18 protein-coding genes are annotated in these 17,663 nt (G+C 60.6%); 7 read left to right on the top strand and 11 right to left on the bottom strand.

Annotation, left to right across the window (positions count from 1 at the left end; genetic code table 11):
• The 6 genes from ACR0NA_RS11930 to ACR0NA_RS11905 form a co-directional block, all read right to left on the bottom strand.
• Positions 1-1,146 carry a cytochrome D1 domain-containing protein gene (locus ACR0NA_RS11930; RefSeq protein ID WP_480729136.1) on the bottom strand — a complete coding sequence of 382 codons (1,146 nt, stop codon included), beginning with the start codon at positions 1,144-1,146 and terminating at the stop codon, positions 1-3.
• Complete coding sequence (locus tag ACR0NA_RS11925; protein ID WP_480451291.1) at positions 1,143-1,493, bottom strand: c-type cytochrome; 351 nt, start codon at positions 1,491-1,493, stop codon at positions 1,143-1,145. Before ACR0NA_RS11925 ends, ACR0NA_RS11930 begins: the two co-directional genes overlap by 4 nt.
• Positions 1,486-2,247 carry a uroporphyrinogen-III C-methyltransferase gene (gene cobA / locus ACR0NA_RS11920; protein WP_480729131.1) on the bottom strand — a complete coding sequence of 254 codons (762 nt, stop codon included), beginning with the start codon at positions 2,245-2,247 and terminating at the stop codon, positions 1,486-1,488. The genes ACR0NA_RS11925 and cobA overlap by 8 nt, the downstream gene beginning before the upstream one ends.
• Positions 2,248-2,448: 201 nt before the next feature.
• Positions 2,449-2,856: a cupredoxin domain-containing protein gene (locus ACR0NA_RS11915; protein ID WP_480729129.1), complete on the bottom strand. Its 408-nt coding sequence runs from the start codon at positions 2,854-2,856 to the stop codon at positions 2,449-2,451.
• A 56-nt stretch (positions 2,857-2,912) separates the two neighbouring features.
• Positions 2,913-4,706 carry a NapC/NirT family cytochrome c gene (locus ACR0NA_RS11910; RefSeq protein WP_480729126.1) on the bottom strand — a complete coding sequence of 598 codons (1,794 nt, stop codon included), beginning with the start codon at positions 4,704-4,706 and terminating at the stop codon, positions 2,913-2,915.
• Between the two features lie 123 nt (positions 4,707-4,829).
• Positions 4,830-6,506 (bottom strand): cytochrome D1 domain-containing protein, encoded by a 1,677-nt coding sequence (locus ACR0NA_RS11905; RefSeq protein ID WP_480451285.1) that lies wholly within the window; start codon positions 6,504-6,506, stop codon positions 4,830-4,832.
• Positions 6,507-6,776: 270 nt separating this feature from the next.
• Between ACR0NA_RS11905 and ACR0NA_RS11900 the strand changes: the two genes are divergently transcribed.
• Positions 6,777-7,970, top strand: coding sequence for an NnrS family protein (locus ACR0NA_RS11900; RefSeq protein ID WP_480729123.1), 1,194 nt, complete (start codon positions 6,777-6,779; stop codon positions 7,968-7,970).
• A gap of 80 nt (positions 7,971-8,050) precedes the next feature.
• On the opposite strand, the gene ACR0NA_RS11895 is transcribed toward ACR0NA_RS11900, so the two are convergent.
• A complete protein-coding gene (locus tag ACR0NA_RS11895) occupies positions 8,051-8,509 on the bottom strand; it encodes a hypothetical protein (RefSeq protein ID WP_480729121.1) in 459 nt (152 codons plus the stop codon).
• A 129-nt stretch (positions 8,510-8,638) separates the two neighbouring features.
• Complete coding sequence (locus tag ACR0NA_RS11890) at positions 8,639-9,688, bottom strand: Hint domain-containing protein (protein ID WP_480729119.1); 1,050 nt, start codon at positions 9,686-9,688, stop codon at positions 8,639-8,641.
• A gap of 307 nt (positions 9,689-9,995) precedes the next feature.
• Between ACR0NA_RS11890 and ACR0NA_RS11885 the strand changes: the two genes are divergently transcribed.
• Genes ACR0NA_RS11885 through ACR0NA_RS11860 form a run of 6 tightly spaced genes read left to right on the top strand, consistent with a single transcriptional unit; the run spans position 9,996 to position 15,413 of the window.
• Entirely contained in the window at positions 9,996-10,445 is a 450-nt protein-coding gene (locus tag ACR0NA_RS11885) for a c-type cytochrome (RefSeq protein WP_480729117.1), read from the top strand.
• 15 nt (positions 10,446-10,460) lie between these two features.
• Entirely contained in the window at positions 10,461-11,828 is a 1,368-nt protein-coding gene (locus tag ACR0NA_RS11880; RefSeq protein ID WP_480729115.1) for a cbb3-type cytochrome c oxidase subunit I, read from the top strand.
• Positions 11,829-11,833: 5 nt separating this feature from the next.
• Entirely contained in the window at positions 11,834-12,643 is an 810-nt protein-coding gene (locus tag ACR0NA_RS11875) for an AAA family ATPase (RefSeq protein WP_480666202.1), read from the top strand.
• Between the two features lie 9 nt (positions 12,644-12,652).
• Positions 12,653-14,575 carry a nitric oxide reductase activation protein NorD gene (locus ACR0NA_RS11870; RefSeq protein WP_480729112.1) on the top strand — a complete coding sequence of 641 codons (1,923 nt, stop codon included), beginning with the start codon at positions 12,653-12,655 and terminating at the stop codon, positions 14,573-14,575.
• Positions 14,572-15,120 (top strand): cytochrome c oxidase subunit 3, encoded by a 549-nt coding sequence (locus ACR0NA_RS11865; protein WP_480729109.1) that lies wholly within the window; start codon positions 14,572-14,574, stop codon positions 15,118-15,120. Before ACR0NA_RS11870 ends, ACR0NA_RS11865 begins: the two co-directional genes overlap by 4 nt.
• A 5-nt stretch (positions 15,121-15,125) precedes the next feature.
• Complete coding sequence (locus tag ACR0NA_RS11860) at positions 15,126-15,413, top strand: cytochrome C oxidase subunit IV family protein (protein ID WP_480729107.1); 288 nt, start codon at positions 15,126-15,128, stop codon at positions 15,411-15,413.
• Positions 15,414-15,425: 12 nt separating this feature from the next.
• On the opposite strand, the gene ACR0NA_RS11855 is transcribed toward ACR0NA_RS11860, so the two are convergent.
• From ACR0NA_RS11855 to ACR0NA_RS11845, 3 genes are all read right to left on the bottom strand, one after another.
• A complete protein-coding gene (locus ACR0NA_RS11855) occupies positions 15,426-16,190 on the bottom strand; it encodes a Stf0 family sulfotransferase (RefSeq protein WP_480729105.1) in 765 nt (254 codons plus the stop codon).
• A gap of 107 nt (positions 16,191-16,297) precedes the next feature.
• Entirely contained in the window at positions 16,298-16,861 is a 564-nt protein-coding gene (locus tag ACR0NA_RS11850) for a DUF4202 domain-containing protein (RefSeq protein ID WP_480729104.1), read from the bottom strand.
• Positions 16,861-17,562 carry a Crp/Fnr family transcriptional regulator gene (locus ACR0NA_RS11845; protein WP_480729102.1) on the bottom strand — a complete coding sequence of 234 codons (702 nt, stop codon included), beginning with the start codon at positions 17,560-17,562 and terminating at the stop codon, positions 16,861-16,863. The genes ACR0NA_RS11850 and ACR0NA_RS11845 overlap by 1 nt, the downstream gene beginning before the upstream one ends.
• Positions 17,563-17,663: the final 101 nt, after the last annotated feature.

Raw genomic sequence — 17,663 nt, 5'->3', positions numbered from 1 at the left:
TCACAATCCCGTTCTGTGCGCGCGGGCGGTGAAAAATATGCCCGATGGACTGTCCGCCTCGATTTCGCGCAGTTTCTCAAATGTTTGCGTGTCGTAGACCATGACCTTGTTGGCATCGCGCACGCTGAGCCACACCTCATGCCCGCGCGGTGTGAACTCCATGTGCAACACCGCAGGGCCGGGTTTGAATTCGTGGATGATTTCTTTGCTCACTGAATCGATCACCTGAATCGTGTCGTTCAGCGGATGGGCGAAATTCACCCAGACCTGCCGCCCGTCGGGCCGCGCCATGGCAAAGACCGGCTGGCCATGGGTTTTGGTCCGTCCGGTTTCGGTCAGGGTGTCGGCGTCGATCCAGAGAACCTCGTGATGGCCGACGGCGGGTAAAACGAACTCGCGCCCCGTCAATGCCCAGCCTTCCAGATGGGGCATCTTGTAGACGGGCATTTCCTCTTGCCCGCGCCCATAATCCGGCAGGACCCGAATGGGTTCGGGCTTCTCGGACCACAAATCCAGCGCGGTCAGCCCGTCTTCGCCGAACAGGCCGGTGATATAGGTCCGGCCATTGGCGGTGATCAGCGCGTCATAGGGGTTTTTGCCCATATCGGGGATTTTGGTAATCTCCGGCGTGCCACTGGCGAAATCGGCGATCCAGGTCTCGCCCGTGTCCCACATGGTGAACACGAACCGACGCCCCGGCGCATCGACAAGGCCGATGGTTTTGCTGTCGGTGGGGATGTCCGCGACCATCTCAAGCGTATCGGCGTCAAAGACGCGTACACCGCCGGGCTCATAATTCGACACCGCCACCAGCTTGCCATCGTCCGAGATCGCACCGCCGATGGCATTACCCGCCTGCACGACCCGGTTCACGATCTGCCGGGTCACGATATCGACCTTGGTCAGCCCGCCGTCGCGCCCGAATACATAGGCAAACCGTTCATCGGGCGAATAAACCAGCGAGGCATGGGACAGATCGCCCAGCCCTTCGATCCGCGCAAGTGCTGCGCGCTCGGACTGATCCACCAGCAGGACCGAGCCCTGCGCCCGTTCGATCACCAGCCCCAGATCGCCGGTTGCTGTGGGTTCACCATGCGCGGCGGTCATCATCAATGTTGCCACAAGGCCAAGGACGATATGTTTCATTGTGCCTCCGGTTCCAGCAGGTAACGGGCGATCCATTCGGCCTCTTCTTCGGAAATCAAAGGCCGCCAGGGCGGCATGGCCGTGTCGGGAATACCGTCAAGGATCACCCCGGTCAGAACATCCGCGTCGTAGTGTTTCAGGTTTTCCGCGCGCAGGTCCGGGCCAAGACCGCCTTTCAGCGACAGCCCGTGGCACGACCCGCAATCCTGATGGACAAGACGCCTGAGTGCGTTGGGGTCCAGCGCGTCGGCGGCCAATGCCGAGGTCGCGACCATGATGGCGGTCGTCAGAACAGCCCGCGAAGGCCAGCCCGCGCGACCGCTGTTTGTTTGACAGATGCTAGCCATGAGCCTGCTCCAGCAACTCGGCCACCGGCCGTTCCGCGTACAGCGAAACCACCTGACCGATGATGAACAATGTGGGCGCCTTCAGTTCGGCCTCGCGCACATCCGAGGCCAGCCGGTCCAGTCGCGACACGAGGCGGCGCTCGTCCGGGGTGGTGGCCTTGCCCACGGCAAGAACGGGGGTTGATCCGGGCAGATTCTCGGTCATCAGGCCCATGGCGATCTGACCGATATTGGCCACGCCCATATACACCACCAGTGTTGAATCCGGGTCGGCCAGACGCTTCCAGTCCAGATCCAGAATCTTGTCCGCCTGCCGGTGGCCGGTGACATACTGAACCGAAGTCGCCAGCCCGCGATGGGTCAGTGGCACACCGGTCGAACTGGATGCCCCCTGCGCCGCTGTGATGCCCGGCGCATATTCGACCGCGATGCTATGTTCCAAAAGATAGGCGGCCTCTTCCGAGCCGCGGCCGAATATCATCGGATCGCCACCCTTCAGGCGCGCAACGGTGTGACCGGCGCGTGCTTCCTCCAGAAGGATTTCGTTGATGCGGTCCTGCGGAACGGTGTGGCATTTGGGGGCTTTGCCCACCGGGATCAACCGCGCACCTTCGGCGTGCATGGCAAGGATGTCGTCCGAGACCAGACGGTCATAGACCACAACATCCGCCTCTTGCAGCATACGCAGGGCGCGCAGGGTCATCAGTTCGGGGTCGCCGGGGCCAGCGCCAATCAGAAAAACCTTACCGCTCATGTGCAAACTCGCTTGTTCTGAATGTCTTCGGAACCCGGATCTTCGGCAGCTTCCACGCGCTAAAAAGGGACGTTGCTGGGAGAACCGGGCGTGTCATGGGGGCAGACTGGCGCAATCGCAAACCAACCTCCTTGACATAAGTTAAGGAGCGCGGGATTTGCGCCCGCGCCCCTTTGATCTTGCCTGTAATTCTGCCTCGGCTCAGGGTTCGACTGTGATCATTCCGATCATGTTCTGCGTCTCCCAGTGCGGCCCGCACAGATAATCCTGTGGACCGGGAGTGAGGAAGGTCATGTCCACCGTTTCCTCGGGGAAAATCCGGTCGGATTCGGGTTCGCTGCCATCCTTCAGCAGCACGCTGTGGCTGGTGCGCTTGTCCACGTTGACCCAGCGCACCGTGGTTCCTGCCTTGACCGCCAGTTCGGCGGGGCAAAAGTTGTACTTGTACATCAGCACCACCTCTGCGTCCTCGACGCCCGCAGAGGGCTGGCCGAACATCTCGACATAGCGCTCTTCCGCCTCGGCACAGATTGCGGCAGTGTCTTCGTCCGCAGCAAATGCCGGTGATACCATAAGCAGCAGAGCAGGAAGAAGGTTTTGGGTTCTCATGGTCCAATTCTCCTGTCCGAAAAAGGGCAGGGGCCGGATCATCCGGCCCCCATCCGTTACTGTTTCACCACGTTGATATTGGCGGTATCGTCATCCAGTGCGAGGCTGGTGTTCAGCGTCACATGGTGGAACCTTGCCGCGGCAAAGTCGTCGTGGATCGCAAAGCCGACCGTGTAGGTCTGGCCGGGCTCTAGCGGCACATCCCCCGGCGCACCGGAATTCAGCGGCCGCGAGAAGACGACAGTCCACATGCCACCCGACAGGTTGGCCGAGGCGGCGATTTCACCGTCGTTGACCACGCGCTGTTCCAGCAGATAACCGTTCGAGGCACTGCCATCGGCATAGACGCGCATCAGGTCAAGGAAGGTACCGTCGGCCAGGTACTGCTCGATCTGGGCTTCGGCCTCCAGCTTGTCCCAACCACCCAGAGCCTTGCCACGGCGGCCTTTGACTTCAACTTCGGTGCGGCTTTCGCTGATGTACTTGGTCACCGTGTCCTGAGTGTTCATGCGGCCCGTGAAATCACCATTGGCGGCAATCGCATCGGCACCCGGATCAAAGGGCATATAGGTGTTGTCGGCGTGGCACGAGGCCCAGCAACCCACCTGATCACCCAGCTCGATTCCGGTACCGGTAATCATCATGGCAACCTTGATCTGGTTGTCGGGGTCCATCTTGCCGCCTTCGACGAAGGGGGCAGGGCTGTGGCCCGCATCCGGCCATTGCATGCGGATGTACAGGTTCTCGTCGTCATGCGCGGCCTGAACGGTCGCATCGATGACACCACGCTTGCCGGGGATCGGCGTCGGTTCCAGTTCGCCACCGGCCACGATCTTGTTGCCGATCGCATCCAGTTCCTTGGCGTGACAGGTCGAGCACTGATCGCCGCCCTTGGTCAGCGGACGGGCACCACCGTGGAACTTGCCGTTCTGTACCCATTCAAACGAAGCCTGACCGGGATAGAACAGTTTCAGATCCGCACTTGCCACGGCATTCCAGTCGATGTTGCCACCGACATCGCTGCCACCACCACCTGCGGCGGGCGCTGCGGCTTCTTCTTCTCCGCTTGCGTTGGCGCGTTCTTCGGCAACGGCTGCGTCAACAGCGGCTGCGATCTGGGCCTGAACAGCCTCTTGCTGTGCCTGCTTGGCGGCTTTTTCAGCCTCGGCCTCAGCAGCTTCCTCGGCTTCGATCTTTGCAAGACTGGCCAGGTATTCCGGGGGGATCGGGCGGATGAAGGCGGGGTTTGGCGCCTCAAGCTCTTCCAGATATTCCTCGTCAGCACGGTCACGGGCGTCCGAGTGGGCGATCCCCTTGTGACAGTCGATGCAGGTCTGACCGATCTCCATCGCGTTCAGGTGCTGCTGACGTGCGCGGGGTTTCTGGAACTCGGGCATCATCGATTCAAAATCGTGACAGTTCCGGCATTCGCGCGAGTCGGTGGCTTTCATCCGCTCCCATTCGTTCATCGCCAGATGCACGCGCTTGGCTTCGAACTTTTCGCGGGTGTTGATGGTGCCAACCACCTTGCCGTACAGCTCTTTGGACGCCTTGATCTTGCGGATCATCTTGTGCGTCCAGTCCTTGGGCACGTGGCAATCCGAACAGACCGCGCCCACGCCCGAGCGGTTCACGTCGTGGATCGTGCCTGTGTATTCCTCGTAGACGAAATCGCGCATCTCGTGGCAGGAGATACAGAAATCCTTGGTGTTGGTCGCTTCCATGGCGGTGTTGAACCCGCCCCAGAAGATGATGCCGCCGACAAAGGCCGCGGCGATACCGGCCACGGGCATTCCCCAAAGGAAATACCGGCGCCAGATCGGTGGTTTTTTATCCGGTTCGGAAGTCATATCCGGGCTCCGTTTTAGCTGTCTTGACTGGCGCGGCGTGTCAGGCCGGCGCATTGGCTCAAAGGGCAAACGAAGAAAGGGCGGGCGAGGGGCCCGCCCTTTCAGGTTTTGGCTGCGAACCCGTCAGGTGACGTGGTTCGACCGGTTGTAGACGTTGAACTTGCCGGTTGGTGCGTAAAGCCCCTCGATGCGGCCGATCTCTTCCAGTGTTTTGGCGTCAAAGATCACGATCTGACCGTTCGGCTCTTTCGAGTCCGACAGGTTCCACTTGGAAACCCAGACCTCGGTGCCATCGGCGTTGAACTCGAAGTGGACGGCGGCACTGCCTTCGTCTTCGGTGATCTGGATCGTTTTCACGATCTCACCGGTTTCCTTCGAGATGACCTGAACCGACTGCTGAATTTCCGGCTCCGGATGTTTGGTCTGGTCAGCCCAGATGTAATCCGAATTCGGGTGGGTGCGGACAAACAGGCCGGGGCCGTCGGTTTCCACTTCGTAGCAGACCTTCCAGGCATCGTCCGGACGGTTCTCGGGGTCGTTACCCCAGACAGTCACGGTGCCAACACCAAGGTGAGTCGTACCGGCCACCGGGCCACAATTCGGGTCATTCCAGTTGGCGCCCGGACCGGGGTGCGGCAGCGCGGCCGTGTCGATCATCGCTTCCAGCTTGTGGGTCTTGGTATCGACGACCACCATCTTGTTCGACGCGTTTGCGGCGATCTGGAAGTAACGGCCTGTCGGGTCAAAGAACCCGTCATGCAGGAACTTGGCGCTGTCGATCTTGTCGATCCGCAGGTTGTCCAGATCGGTGTAATCGACCTGCCACAGCTGTCCCAGCTCCTTCACGGCAACGATCCATGTGGGTTCGTTCGGAGTGGTGTAGATGGCGGCCACGCGGGCTTCTTCCACATAATCCCCGTCCACGTTCACGCCGCGGGTCGATACGACCTTGACCGGTTCCATGGTCTGGGCGTCTACGATCGCGAAGTGCGGCGGCCAGTAACCACCACCGATGACGTATTTGCCATCGCCGGAAACGGCAACGTCGCGGGCGTCATAGGCGATCTTGACCTCGGAAACCAACATCTTGTCCGGTGTTTGCCACAGGTCGATCTTGGTCATCTTGCCGTCGCGGCCCATGGTGTACCAGAAACGGCCGGGCTGTTCGGGCTCTTCCAGCTTGTGGTGCTCGGACGCCTTCAGCACGTGCACGGCATAACCGGTCGGGATGTGTGTCAGCACCTCTTTGGTGTCGCCGTCGATCACGGCCACCTTGCCTACATCACGCTCGATGACGACAAAGAAGTTTTCCCAGTTACGGCCATGCAGCGGTTCGGTCGGATAATCGGCCTCTTCCACGTAAACCTTGCGGGTCGCCATCATCTGATCCAGGGACATCTCAGGCGGCTTTGGCGGCTCCATCATGATGTAGGTCGCCATGTCCTTGATTTCCTGCTCGGTCATGATGTCCGAGAAGTTGTTCATCCCGCCTTCGGTTCCCCAGGCGATGATCTTTTCAAGGCGTTCCTGTCCCAGTTTCAGGGTGCCGCCTTCGGTGACGGTGCCATCGTCTGCGGTCTTTTTCCAATGGGGTTCAAGGTTCTTACCGGTGGCGCCCTTACGCAGAACACCGTGGCAACCGGCACATTGTTCAAAATATAGCTGCTTGGAGGCCTCAAAGGCTTCCTCGCTCAGTGTTGGCTCTTCGGCAAAGGCCGGTGCAGCGACGCTGCCCAGCAGCATCGCCAAACCAACCCCAAATGCGCGGCCGGTTTTGTTGTAGCTGATTCCAAGTGACATGATCACTCTCCATATGCGTGGTGAGGCAGGGCAGAGAGTGCGCCCTGCACTCGGAAAGCGCCTTGACCAAAGTCAACGAAGCTCTCGGAAACGTGATGCGATCACCGGTCCTTTTGCCCGCACAGGGCTTCGTAAATCCTGCTTTTGACAGTCATCTTTTTTTAGCCGTCTTGATTTTGGTTAAGTAGGGCGACCGCCTGTGTCGCTACTGATCTTGGAACAGGGCGCGACCACAGATCGCGCACAGCCATCGAGGCAGAGGAGATATCCATGACAACTGTTGCCACGCGCGTTCTGGGTGAAGGGTTTCGCGTCTTTTTCCTGTCCGCCGGGCTCTACGGGTTATTCGCGGGCGGGGCCTGGGGGCTGTGGCTGGCGATGCAGAGCGGCGCGATCACATCTCAGGCTTCTTCCTACGCCATGAGCCCGCCAATGTGGCACGCGCACGAGATGATCTTTGGCTACGCAACGGCCGCACTTGGCGGGTTCTTTCTGACTGCCGTGCCCAACTGGACCGGCGCCCCGAATGCGCGCGCCCTGTTCATCGCCACGGCGGCCGGGTTGTGGCTGGCGGGGCGTGTCGCGATGTGGTTTTCCGCATCGCTTGACCCCTGGCTGGTGGCGGTGCTTGATCTGGCCTTCATCCCGATTCTGGCGGCCAAGATCGGCAGCCAGCTGATCCGCCGCCCAAAACCTCAAAATATGGTCTTTCTGCTGATTCTCGGGTTCATCTGGATCGCCAACCTCATGACCCATCTGGAATGGATGGGTGTGACCGACGATACTCTAAACACCGGTTTACGCGCGGGGCTGCTAACCCTGTGCTCGATGATTGCCGTTTTGGGTGGCCGCATCACACCGGCCTTCACCCGCAATGCCATGAAACGCGCGGGTGAACCTGAATCTGCGTGGCCGGTCAGCGTCGCGCGACTTGAAAAGGCCAGCCTGGTGACCGCGCTGTTGCTGCCGCTGTCGATACTGGTCCTTGGCAGTGGGCCGGTGGCTGGCGTGCTGGCTCTGGTCTTTGGCGTCCTTCAAGTGGTGCGGCTGTCGCGCTGGCGCGCGGGCTGGGCCATGCGTCAGCCCATCCTGATCGCCCTGCATCTGGGACTTGGCATGCTGGCCCTTGGCCTGATCCTGTGGGGGCTGGCCCTGCTTGGAATCGGGAATGAGATCGGCGCCCTGCACGTGCTGGGCATCGGGTGCGTCGGCGGGATGACCCTTGCGGTGATGAGCCGCGCCGCGCTGGGCCATAGCGGTCGCGCATTGGTGGCGCCCCAGCCGATGGTTCTGGCCTATGGGTTGATGGCCGCAGCGGCAATCGTCCGGTGGTTCGGCACGGGGCTCGACACCGGTTATCTGACCGCCATGCTGGTGGCCGACGGCCTGTGGATCTGCGCCATCGGCCTGTACCTGATCGCCATGTGGCCCTCGCTTACGGGGCCACGGGCAACCGCCGCCTGATCAGCAGGGGTACAGTAATCCGGACATATCGAAAAAAGCACACGACCCCGAGGCGCCGGACCTGAAACTTCTGACCGAGCTTAGAAATTCACAATGATCGAGTTTCCGTAGCCCCAGTATTTCAGCTTCTCTTTTTGCTTCCTTACAAAGGCGGCATTCTGCTCGGGGTCCTTGATCCGGGACCCTCTCATGATAATCGCGCGATGCACGGGATTCGCAAGAAAGACCTTGTCGCTTTCGATCTCAAACTTCTTTGTGCGTCCGTTGTAGGTGCACACAATTTTCATTGGCTTCAGTTCTCGGGTGGCTGCCGGAATCTTCAGATAACCAGAACCGGAAAACGTCTTGTTGTAGATCTCGCTGGTCGCCTTGCAGTCGGCACCTTCGATATAGTCATCGGCGGTGCGCGCGTTATCCAGACCCGGTTTCACAAGACCAAAAAACACGCTGTCCATCCGCTTGTTTGCGATCAGGTCGGCCGCAAAAGCAGGGGTGCTCAAAATGACCGTGGCGGCCAGAAAACGTGTAAAGAAATTCATATACTTAACCTGTGTTGCGGCTGTCGGAATTCAGCGCGTCTTATTGCCAACGTTCAGTGGTGGCAAGGCACGTCTGTCAGTTCTACGCCCTGATGCGGGCCGCGCGAAATCTCAGGTTAATCCCCGGCCTCAAACCCGCCCGATCAGCGGCTGGTCGTTCTTGAGATGACGGTGCACCAATCTCCTGATCTGGCCGCCTCTGGCAGGTATCCTGCGCGCGGATTCCGGGGTGTAGCCGGGTCTCATCAGCGACGGGAACAGGTCAAGAATTTCGCCGCGCGCCTCGGGGCTCACGCCCTTGAGCGCCTCGGGGCCGGTAAACAGGCTTTCCGATGGCGCCCCTTCGGCAAATACAACCTCGTGCCGGTCGAACAGGATGTGGATATAGGTCACGCTTTCGACCGTCTCGTCGACCGTGACGCCCGGCATACCCACCAGCTTGTGTGCGGGAACCAGAACTTCTTCGGCATCGAACATCCGGATCGCAATGGCAGAGCGCACCAGCATCCGGTGTTGCGGTGAAACCAGCAGGTCGCGATGCGGCAGGCCGCAGCCCAAAGCACCGGCGGCAATCCGGATCGGGCGCAGCATGGGCTTGGCGGCAAGTTCCTCTGGCCCCAGTTCCCGCGATCCGATCCAGCGGATTGGCTGCGCGCCGCGATCCAGCGTGACAATCTCATCTCCGACCGACAGGGTGTCGATTGCGCGCGGTCCCTGTGGCGTTTCGATCAGTGTTCCCCGGGTGAAACAAGGCACAACGGTATTCACCGGAATGTCTGCACCGTTATCGGTCAGTGCCCCGATCGTCAGGGTGGTGTTCAGCGGCGGAACGTCCCCTATGAAGCCAAGAAAGTAACCCTGTTCGGCCGACGGAAAGTCAAAATCGCCATCATTGTTGATGTCCCAGTCCATGACGCCGATTTCATAGGTGTTCACGCCATCGTTGACCTCGATGGTATAGTCCCACGCAAATGACTGACCCAGATAGGTCTGGCTCGGGTCATTCGGAGTTTCATTGGAAACATTATCGCCGTCGATGATCGTGGGGTCTGCCCCGTCCGAGATCGTGATCTGACTGTATGCGGTGATCTGAAAGGTGGTGCCCGGCTGATATAGCTGCGCCTGGCTGTCCGTCATGGTCGAGTCAGAACGGAATGCGCCGTAAATATTGATTGCCATCTTTAACCCAACTACTCGCTTCGGCCCGCCTGTTATCCCGCGCGGTTGCGCAAATGGCGGCACCATCTCTAACCGGGTAAATCAATGCCGGGTCAAAATTCAATTTTCAAGGCAATAACCGGGCGATTTTTAGGTATTGCGACATAAACACCAGACATGGGGCGCCAGAGAACCGGCCCGATCCCGCACCCGCCCAGTTGTGTGACCAAACCGGAATTCGTCCGGCAGTCTTGACTTTGGTTAAGGCGTACCTATGGCCCGACCTCCATGCTCCGTGCATCAGCAAAGCGGCGCAAAGGAGAGCGCAATGCGCGAAGTCATGACCAAGAGCATGGCCCGCAACATATTCTATGGCGGGTCACTGTTCTTTATTCTTATCTTTCTGGCCTTATCGGCCCATTCCCACTGGTACATCGTCAATTCCGAGAACGCGGCCACACTTGATGACAGCGTGATCCGGGGCAAGCACGTCTGGGAAAAACATGCCTGTGTCAACTGTCACTCGATTCTGGGCGAGGGTGCGTATTTCGCCCCCGAGGTCGGCAACGTGATGACCCGCTGGGGCGTTCTGGACGACCCAGAGTCGGCCTTTGAAACCCTCAAGGGCTGGATGGAGGCGCAACCGACCGGCATCGAAGGCCGGCGGCAGATGCCCAATTTCAACCTTAGCGACGAAGAAATCCGCGATCTGGCGAACTTCCTGATCTGGACGGACAACATCGACGCTCAGGACTGGCCGCCGAACGACGCGGGCTAAGAAGGGAACCGAGAAATGAAATACGAATCCCAAAAGGTGGCCTACGCCTACTTCGCAGTAGCCATGGGCCTGTTCGCGATACAGGTGATCGGCGGCCTGCTGGCTGGCCTGATCTATGTATCCCCCAACTTCCTGAGCGAGCTTCTGCCGTTCAACATCGTGCGGATGCTGCACACCAACTCGCTGATTGTCTGGCTGATCCTTGGCTTCTTCGGCGCGGCCTATTTCCTGATCCCGGAAGAGACCGAGCGTGAGATCCATTCGACCAAACTGGCCTATCTGCAGCTGATCATCCTTGTGGTCGGCACACTGGGCGTGGTCGTGACCTATGTCTTCAACCTGTTCGAAGGCAACTGGCTGCTGGGAAAAGAGGGGCGCGAGTTCCTTGAACAGCCCAAATGGGTCAAGGCGGGCATCGTCGTTGCCGCGCTGATCTTCCTCTACAACGTCTCCATGACAGTGCTGAAGGGCAAGAAGACCGCGATTTCGAACATCCTGCTTCTGGGTCTCTGGGGCCTGGCACTGCTGTTCCTGTTTGCCTTCTACAACCCGGGCAACCTGTCCCTGGACAAGCAATACTGGTGGTACGTCGTCCACCTGTGGGTCGAAGGTGTGTGGGAACTGATCATGGCCTCGATCCTGGCCTATCTGATGCTCAAGCTGACCGGCGTTGACCGTGAGATCGTCGAGAAATGGCTCTATGTCATCGTTGCCGCCGCCCTGTTCTCGGGCATCCTCGGCACCGGCCACCACTACTATTGGATCGGTACGCCTGCGTACTGGCAGTGGATCGGTTCAATCTTCTCCAGCCTCGAGGTGATCCCGTTCTTTGCGATGATGGCCTTTGCCTTCGTCATGGTCTGGAAGGGCCGCCGTGACCACCCGAACAAGGCCGCACTTCTGTGGTCGCTGGGCTGTGCCACGTTGGCGTTCTTCGGTGCCGGTGTCTGGGGTTTCCTGCACACGCTGCACGGGGTGAACTACTATACCCACGGCACACAGATCACCGCGGCTCACGGTCACCTGGCCTTCTACGGTGCCTATGTCTGCCTCAACCTGGCGATCTTCAGCTATGCCATGCCGATCCTTAAGAACCGCGATCCCTACAATCAGGTTCTCAACATGGCGTCCTTCTGGCTGATGACCAGCGGCATGGTCTTCATGACCTTCGTGCTGACCTTTGCCGGTACTGTTCAGACACACATGCAGCGGGTGGTCGGTGACTACTTCATGGATGTGCAGGATCAGATCGCGATCTTCTACTGGATGCGTCTTGGTTCTGGTCTGGTCGTGGTCCTTGGCGCGCTGCTGTTCATCTACTCGATCTGGGTTCCCCGGAAAGAGATCATTGAACCCGGCGCAGCCGAAACACCTGCGGAGTAATGGATATGGACGGCTCCATACAAATGGGAACGGGGGCGGCTGACGCCCCCTTCTACCTCCCCCAGGGCGACGAATGCGATGTGTTCGCCGCCGCCTATACCAACAACCTGCCGGTCCTGCTGAAAGGCCCGACCGGCTGCGGCAAGACCCGCTTTGTGGCCCACATGGCCGCCAGTCTTGGCCGCCCGCTTTACACCGTGGCCTGCCACGACGATCTGGCAGCCGCTGACCTGATCGGCCGCTACCTGCTGAAAGGCGGCGAAACCGTCTGGGTCGATGGCCCCCTGACCCGCGCAGTGCGTGAAGGCGCGATCTGCTATCTCGACGAGGTGGTCGAAGCCCGCAAGGACGTCACCGTCGTGCTGCACCCGCTGACCGACGACCGGCGCATCCTGCCGATCGACCGCACCGGCGAAGAACTTGAGGCCGCACCCGGCTTCATGCTGGTGGCCTCGTACAACCCCGGCTACCAGAATATCCTGAAAACCCTGAAACCTTCGACCCGGCAGCGCTTTATTTCGCTGGAGTTCGACTTTCCGTCGCCCGAGATGGAGGCCGAAGTTGTCGCACAAGAAAGCGGCCTGCCGCTGGAACGCTGCAAGCCGCTGGTCCGACTGGCCGGTAAGCTGCGCGGGCTCAAGGGTCAGGATCTCGAGGAAGGCGTTTCCACCCGTCTGGTCGTTTATGCCGCGACGCTGATCGCACAGGGCATGTCCACCGACCGCGCCATCCTTGCCGCCATGATCGAACCTCTGACCGATGACGAGGATATCAAACGCGGGCTCCTCGATCTTGTCACGGCTGTCTTTGGGTGAGGCCGGCCGATGGTCAAGATCGACTTTGAGCCATGGGAACCCGAAGAAACGATCGGGAAACTGTGGCACACCCTTGCCAGCCGCCTCGATGCACCTGAGGTGCATGTTGGAGCCGCGGTCGACCTTTCTGAGGTCGCGGGGCGGCTGGCAGTCCTCTTTCGGGGACTTGGGGGTAGTCCGGGCGTCGAATTGCGCCCGGTCTCACCCGAAATTTCGCGCCACCGCCTCAGCTGGCGCCGCCGTCTGGCGACCGAGGCCGAGCAGCTTCCGCGCGCCTCGTTCGACGGCGAGGTTCTGCGCCTGCCGGACCGACTGGCCGTTTTCCCCGCGCGCGAAGCCAACGGCGCGCTCTATGTCTGGCTTGCCGCCGCTGCCGCCCATGCGGGAACCCGAATTGACGAAGATGACCCCCTGCGCGCCGATCTGCATGCCCTGACCGCCGCACAGGAAATGGTTGCGGCGACGCTTGACGACGCCCCGGGCCTGCGCCCGCTGTATTCCGAGCTTTGCAAGGGGCTGCTGCACCAGCGCGACGTCCCCGATCTGCCCCCGGTCGAGGCCGCCGTCGAAGAACTGGTCCGCCAAATGCTGGGTGACCCCACGCCGCTTTCGGCGCGGGCCGAACAGTTGAAGGCAATTGACGATGATCTAACCGCCCCGCGCGGCTATCAGAATTTCCGCCCGGTTCCTCTGTGGCCGGAACTGCGCGCCGTCGGCTTTTCCGAACATAACGAGGTCGAAAACCCAGACACCGAAGGCCCGCCCGAGGAATCAGGTGAAAAGACCCACCGTGCGCGCCGCCGCAAATCCGATCAGGCGTCGCGCAGCGACAGCTTCATTTTGCACAAGTTCGAGGCGATCCTCAGTTGGGCCGAATTCCTCAACATCAATCGTCGGATCGATGACGACGACCCCGACAACGCCAAAAAGGCCGCCGACGATCAGGACGAGATCGGCCTGGGCCAGATCTCCAAGGCGCCGCCGACCAAGCTGAAACTCCACCTCGACCTCGCGCCCGAGGATGTGAACCGCGAACGCCTGTCAGGTCGCATCCTCTATCCCGAATGGGACGTGCGGACCGGAGCTTACCTGCCGGATCACGTCAACGTCCTGACCTCGGACGCGGACATTCGCGAGGACGCCGCCGAGTTTGGCAAGGACCCCGCCACCGCCCGCCGCATCCGCGCCGTCAAACGCCAGTTCGAGGCCCTGCGCCCGGGCCGCGTCATGACCCGTGGCCATCTGGACGGCGATCAGCTGGATATCGAAGCCGCCGTGCGCGCCGAAACCGACCGTCATGCCAGCGGTGAAGGCAACGAACGCATATGGCTGCAATCCCGGCCCGAGGCCCGCGATCTGGCGGTGTCGATCCTGCTTGACGTTAGCCGATCGACCGAAAGCGCCGTCACCGGCCGCGCCGTCATCGATATCGAGCGCGAGGCACTGGCCGCTCTGGCCTGGGGCCTGAACGCCTGTGGCGACGATTTCGCCATCCACGCCTTCAGCTCGTTGAAACGCCAGCGGGTCTATGTCCAGCGTTGCAAACGCTTTGACGAACCGATGGGCACCACGGTCGAACAACGTATCGCCTCGCTGCGCCCCGGTCATTACACCCGCCTCGGGGCCGCGATCCGCCACTGTTCCGCCGATCTGGCCGCGCAATCCCGCAAACGCCGACTGCTGCTGGTCATTACCGACGGCAAACCCAACGATCTGGACCATTACGAAGGTCGCCACGGTATCGAAGACACAAGGCAGGCCGTGCGTGAGGCGCGCCGCGCCGGGCAATCGGTCTTTGGCGTCACCATCGACAAAACCGGCAAAAGCTGGTTCCCGCGGATGTTCGGGCAGGGTGGCTTTGCCGTCATTCCCGACCCGCACCGCCTGACCATGGCGCTGCCGCAGATCTACCGCCAGCTGGTCGGCGCATGAGCGATGCGACCCTGATCGACGAGCTTCCCGGCGAGCTTCTGATGTGGGTGCTGATCATCAGTGAGCTGCTGGTTTTCGGCGCGGGGCTGGTCGCCTTCATGGGCGTGCGCCTCACCGACCCGGCTGGCTTTGCCGAGGCGCAATCACACCTCTATCGCACCGGCGCGGCGCTCAATACCGCCGTTCTGGTCACGTCCGGATTTCTCGCCGCCAAGGCGCTGCAATGGCGGCAGGTAGCTCGCCGTACAACCGCCCGTCTTGCCCTGATCGGCGCGGCCTTGCTGGGCGTCCTGTTCCTGATCATCAAAGGCGCGGAATATGCAGGCAAGGCGGGGCAGGGCATCAGCTACGAATCCCACCCGTTCTTCCTGTTCTACTACCTGCTCACGGGTTTCCACGCCGCGCACGTCCTTGCCGGGGTTTGCATCCTTTTGCTGGTCGCGTGGCGCGACGATCCACGCAATATCGAGGCAGGTGCACAGTTCTGGCACATGGTTGATCTGGTCTGGGTGCTGCTGTTCCCGGTGATCTACCTGTTGGGGTGATGGCGATGATCCGTTCTTCATCTGGCACCAGATACTTCCGTCAGGGGCCTCCCGACCGCCTCACAATCGCATGGCTCGGACTTCTGGCGCTCAGCCTGACAACCGCATTGCTGACCACCCTGCCGCTGTCACCCAAGTTCATCGGCGCGGGTATCCTGTTTCTGGCCCTCGCCAAGGCTCGCATCATCCTTGCCCGCTATCTGGACCTCGCGCAAAGCCCGGCATGGCTCCGGGGATTCACTGCGATGCTGACCGTATTCACACTGCTGTTGCTTGGGTTGTACCTGATCTGAGGCGCGCGCTGGTCACCCCACCTGTGCCTCTCTCGCCCGGAAACGCGCTGCCCAGGCATGACTGACCTCATCCGCAAGCTTTGCCGTCGGCGTGGCAAGCCCATCGGCGGCTGTCACATCCAACCCCAGCGCCTCAAGAATGCCCGCTAGCGTTGCCTGCGGATCGCGGGACAACTCGTCATAAGAAATCCGCAACGGCTCTACTGCCATATCCTTGAACCAGCCGTCCCACCCTTCGTCAAAGGCGGTCAGTTCGCTCAGATGGTGAGAGATCGCTGCGGCGTCATAAACAGGTTCCTGCGGCGCGGACAGACGTTCCATCTCTGTCCCGTCAGCAGCCCGGTGCCACAACCCCGTCTGCTCGGCGATGACACGCGAAATGGCCTGTTCCAGCTTTTGCGGTCGCGTCAGATGAATGAACAGCGTCGCTCCGAACACCGCTTGCATACGATCTGCATCACTGGGCAGCGCGGGATGCAGGCAGGTAAGTTTCTTGCGGAAAAACTCAAAGCTATGCCACTGCATTCGCAGGCCGAACATTCCGGTGTCCCCCGTTCCGCACCGGATCGCCGCATCGAATACAGCATTCAGCGCTTCGAGCTCGCCCGAAAACTGCTCATCAGACAAGTCGTGGGCGTCCAGCCAGGCAGCAACCGACGGCTGGTGAAAATGCGAATCCGGCAGGCCCGCAATACCTGTTGCCGCCAGCAGTCCGCACAGCAACGTACTGCCGCTTCTGGGGCTAGTGCAGATGATATAAGACTGATATCGCGCCACCGGACCTTCCCAAAATACCGGTTCAGATTTCGCCGCCGCACCGCAGGCGCGACCCGGCACAACCGTGTGGGTGCATCGCAGATGTGCCGTAAATGGGCGGAAGGGCTTCAGCCCCGGAACGCCGCCGCCAGATCCTCGGGCAGGTCAAATTCCTTCAGCACCCGCGCTCGCGCCTCAGCTGACATTTTCCGGGCAGTCTTTTCCACGATGCGCTGAATTTTCACAGCCGAGTGCTTTTCGGCAAACGGCGCGAAATACCATTTCAGGAAAACGAAACAGATCACGTCCTCCAGTGCCTGCACATCCGCGTCGCGTTTGATGCCTTCCTTGCGCAGCATCCGGCCCGCCGCCTCGATATCTTCCTCGCTATACCCGGCCTTGGTCATAAGCCCCATGATCACGTCGGCGTGATGCACGCCCTGCGCCTTGCGCCAGGCCAGATAGCCCGCGCGGCCTTCGGGATATTCCGACCGCGCCAGTTTCCAGCGCTCCACATGCTGCCCTCGCGCCGCGATCTGCAGCACATCCCCCGCGCCGGGAAACAGCCGGTTCATCTCAGCGCTCATCCGTTCGCCATAAAGCAGCGCCTCCGGGCGACCATCCTCAAGCTTGGGGTCCGCATCGTTGGCCGCATCAATTGCGTCCAGAACCGTTTGCATCCGTTCACTCATCATCTGCTCCAGTTCTCTGCCGGATCACTTTCGGCATAATCGCGCAGCACCTCGATATCCGAAATTTCCGCGTGGTTGCGCTTGACCACCACGCCCGCCGCTTTCAGCCGCGAAAACGCCCGGCTCAGGCTTTCGGGCTTCATGCCCAGACGTCCGGCGATCAGCATCTTGTCATAGGGCAGGGTGACGTCACAGTCGCCGGTCTCGCAATCGCACAGGTTCAGCAGAAACTCCGCCACCCGCTGGGCTCCGGTCTGCGCCTTCAGTTGTTCCAACTGCGCCACCAGCGAATGCAGGTGGGTAAACGTGGCCGCCAGAATCGAAATTCCGATTTCCGGGTCTTCCTTCATCAGCGAGATGAAGATCGGGCTGGGCACGTGCATAATCTCGCAGGAAGACACCGCCTCGGCCGAAACCGGATAGGGCATGTTGCGCAGCGCCACGGCCTCGCCAAAGCTCTCACCGCGGGTAAAGACGCTCACCACCGCTTCAGCACCCGTGGGCGCCATTCGGAACAGCTTGACCCAGCCACTCAGTACGACGTGAATGGCCTGTGCCTCTTCCTCCTGCAGAAATATGGTTTCTCCGCGGTCGTATTTCCGCCAGATCGCGTGACTCAACAACGTGTCGACATGCTGTTCCGGCAGTGATCGCAGCAGCAATGACTGCCGCGCGATCGCTTTCTGTGCTTCATGCGCCAATAAGGCCACCTCATTAATTTCCTGCTGGCTCGATCCGGCCAGTGGGTCATGCGAACCCAAACTACGTCAAAGTTGGCCCCGGTGCACCTGCCTTTTCCACG

Source organism: Ruegeria sp. C11 (assembly GCF_056537725.1).
Note: the sequence above shows the minus strand (reverse complement) of the source record. Positions and strands in the feature narration are given on the sequence as shown.

Bases quoted from the DNA above. Each gene is read 5' to 3' on its own strand.
- ACR0NA_RS11930 (WP_480729136.1), bottom strand. From the start codon at position 1,146: ATGAAACATATCGTCCTTGGCCTTGTGGCAACATTGATGATGACCGCC.
- ACR0NA_RS11925 (WP_480451291.1), bottom strand. From the start codon at position 1,493: ATGGCTAGCATCTGTCAAACAAACAGCGGTCGCGCGGGCTGGCCTTCG.
- cobA (WP_480729131.1), bottom strand. From the start codon at position 2,247: ATGAGCGGTAAGGTTTTTCTGATTGGCGCTGGCCCCGGCGACCCCGAA.
- ACR0NA_RS11915 (WP_480729129.1), bottom strand. From the start codon at position 2,856: ATGAGAACCCAAAACCTTCTTCCTGCTCTGCTGCTTATGGTATCACCG.
- ACR0NA_RS11910 (WP_480729126.1), bottom strand. From the start codon at position 4,706: ATGACTTCCGAACCGGATAAAAAACCACCGATCTGGCGCCGGTATTTC.
- ACR0NA_RS11905 (WP_480451285.1), bottom strand. From the start codon at position 6,506: ATGTCACTTGGAATCAGCTACAACAAAACCGGCCGCGCATTTGGGGTT.
- ACR0NA_RS11900 (WP_480729123.1), top strand. From the start codon at position 6,777: ATGACAACTGTTGCCACGCGCGTTCTGGGTGAAGGGTTTCGCGTCTTT.
- ACR0NA_RS11895 (WP_480729121.1), bottom strand. From the start codon at position 8,509: ATGAATTTCTTTACACGTTTTCTGGCCGCCACGGTCATTTTGAGCACC.
- ACR0NA_RS11890 (WP_480729119.1), bottom strand. From the start codon at position 9,688: ATGGCAATCAATATTTACGGCGCATTCCGTTCTGACTCGACCATGACG.
- ACR0NA_RS11885 (WP_480729117.1), top strand. From the start codon at position 9,996: ATGCGCGAAGTCATGACCAAGAGCATGGCCCGCAACATATTCTATGGC.
- ACR0NA_RS11880 (WP_480729115.1), top strand. From the start codon at position 10,461: ATGAAATACGAATCCCAAAAGGTGGCCTACGCCTACTTCGCAGTAGCC.
- ACR0NA_RS11875 (WP_480666202.1), top strand. From the start codon at position 11,834: ATGGACGGCTCCATACAAATGGGAACGGGGGCGGCTGACGCCCCCTTC.
- ACR0NA_RS11870 (WP_480729112.1), top strand. From the start codon at position 12,653: ATGGTCAAGATCGACTTTGAGCCATGGGAACCCGAAGAAACGATCGGG.
- ACR0NA_RS11865 (WP_480729109.1), top strand. From the start codon at position 14,572: ATGAGCGATGCGACCCTGATCGACGAGCTTCCCGGCGAGCTTCTGATG.
- ACR0NA_RS11860 (WP_480729107.1), top strand. From the start codon at position 15,126: ATGATCCGTTCTTCATCTGGCACCAGATACTTCCGTCAGGGGCCTCCC.
- ACR0NA_RS11850 (WP_480729104.1), bottom strand. From the start codon at position 16,861: ATGAGTGAACGGATGCAAACGGTTCTGGACGCAATTGATGCGGCCAAC.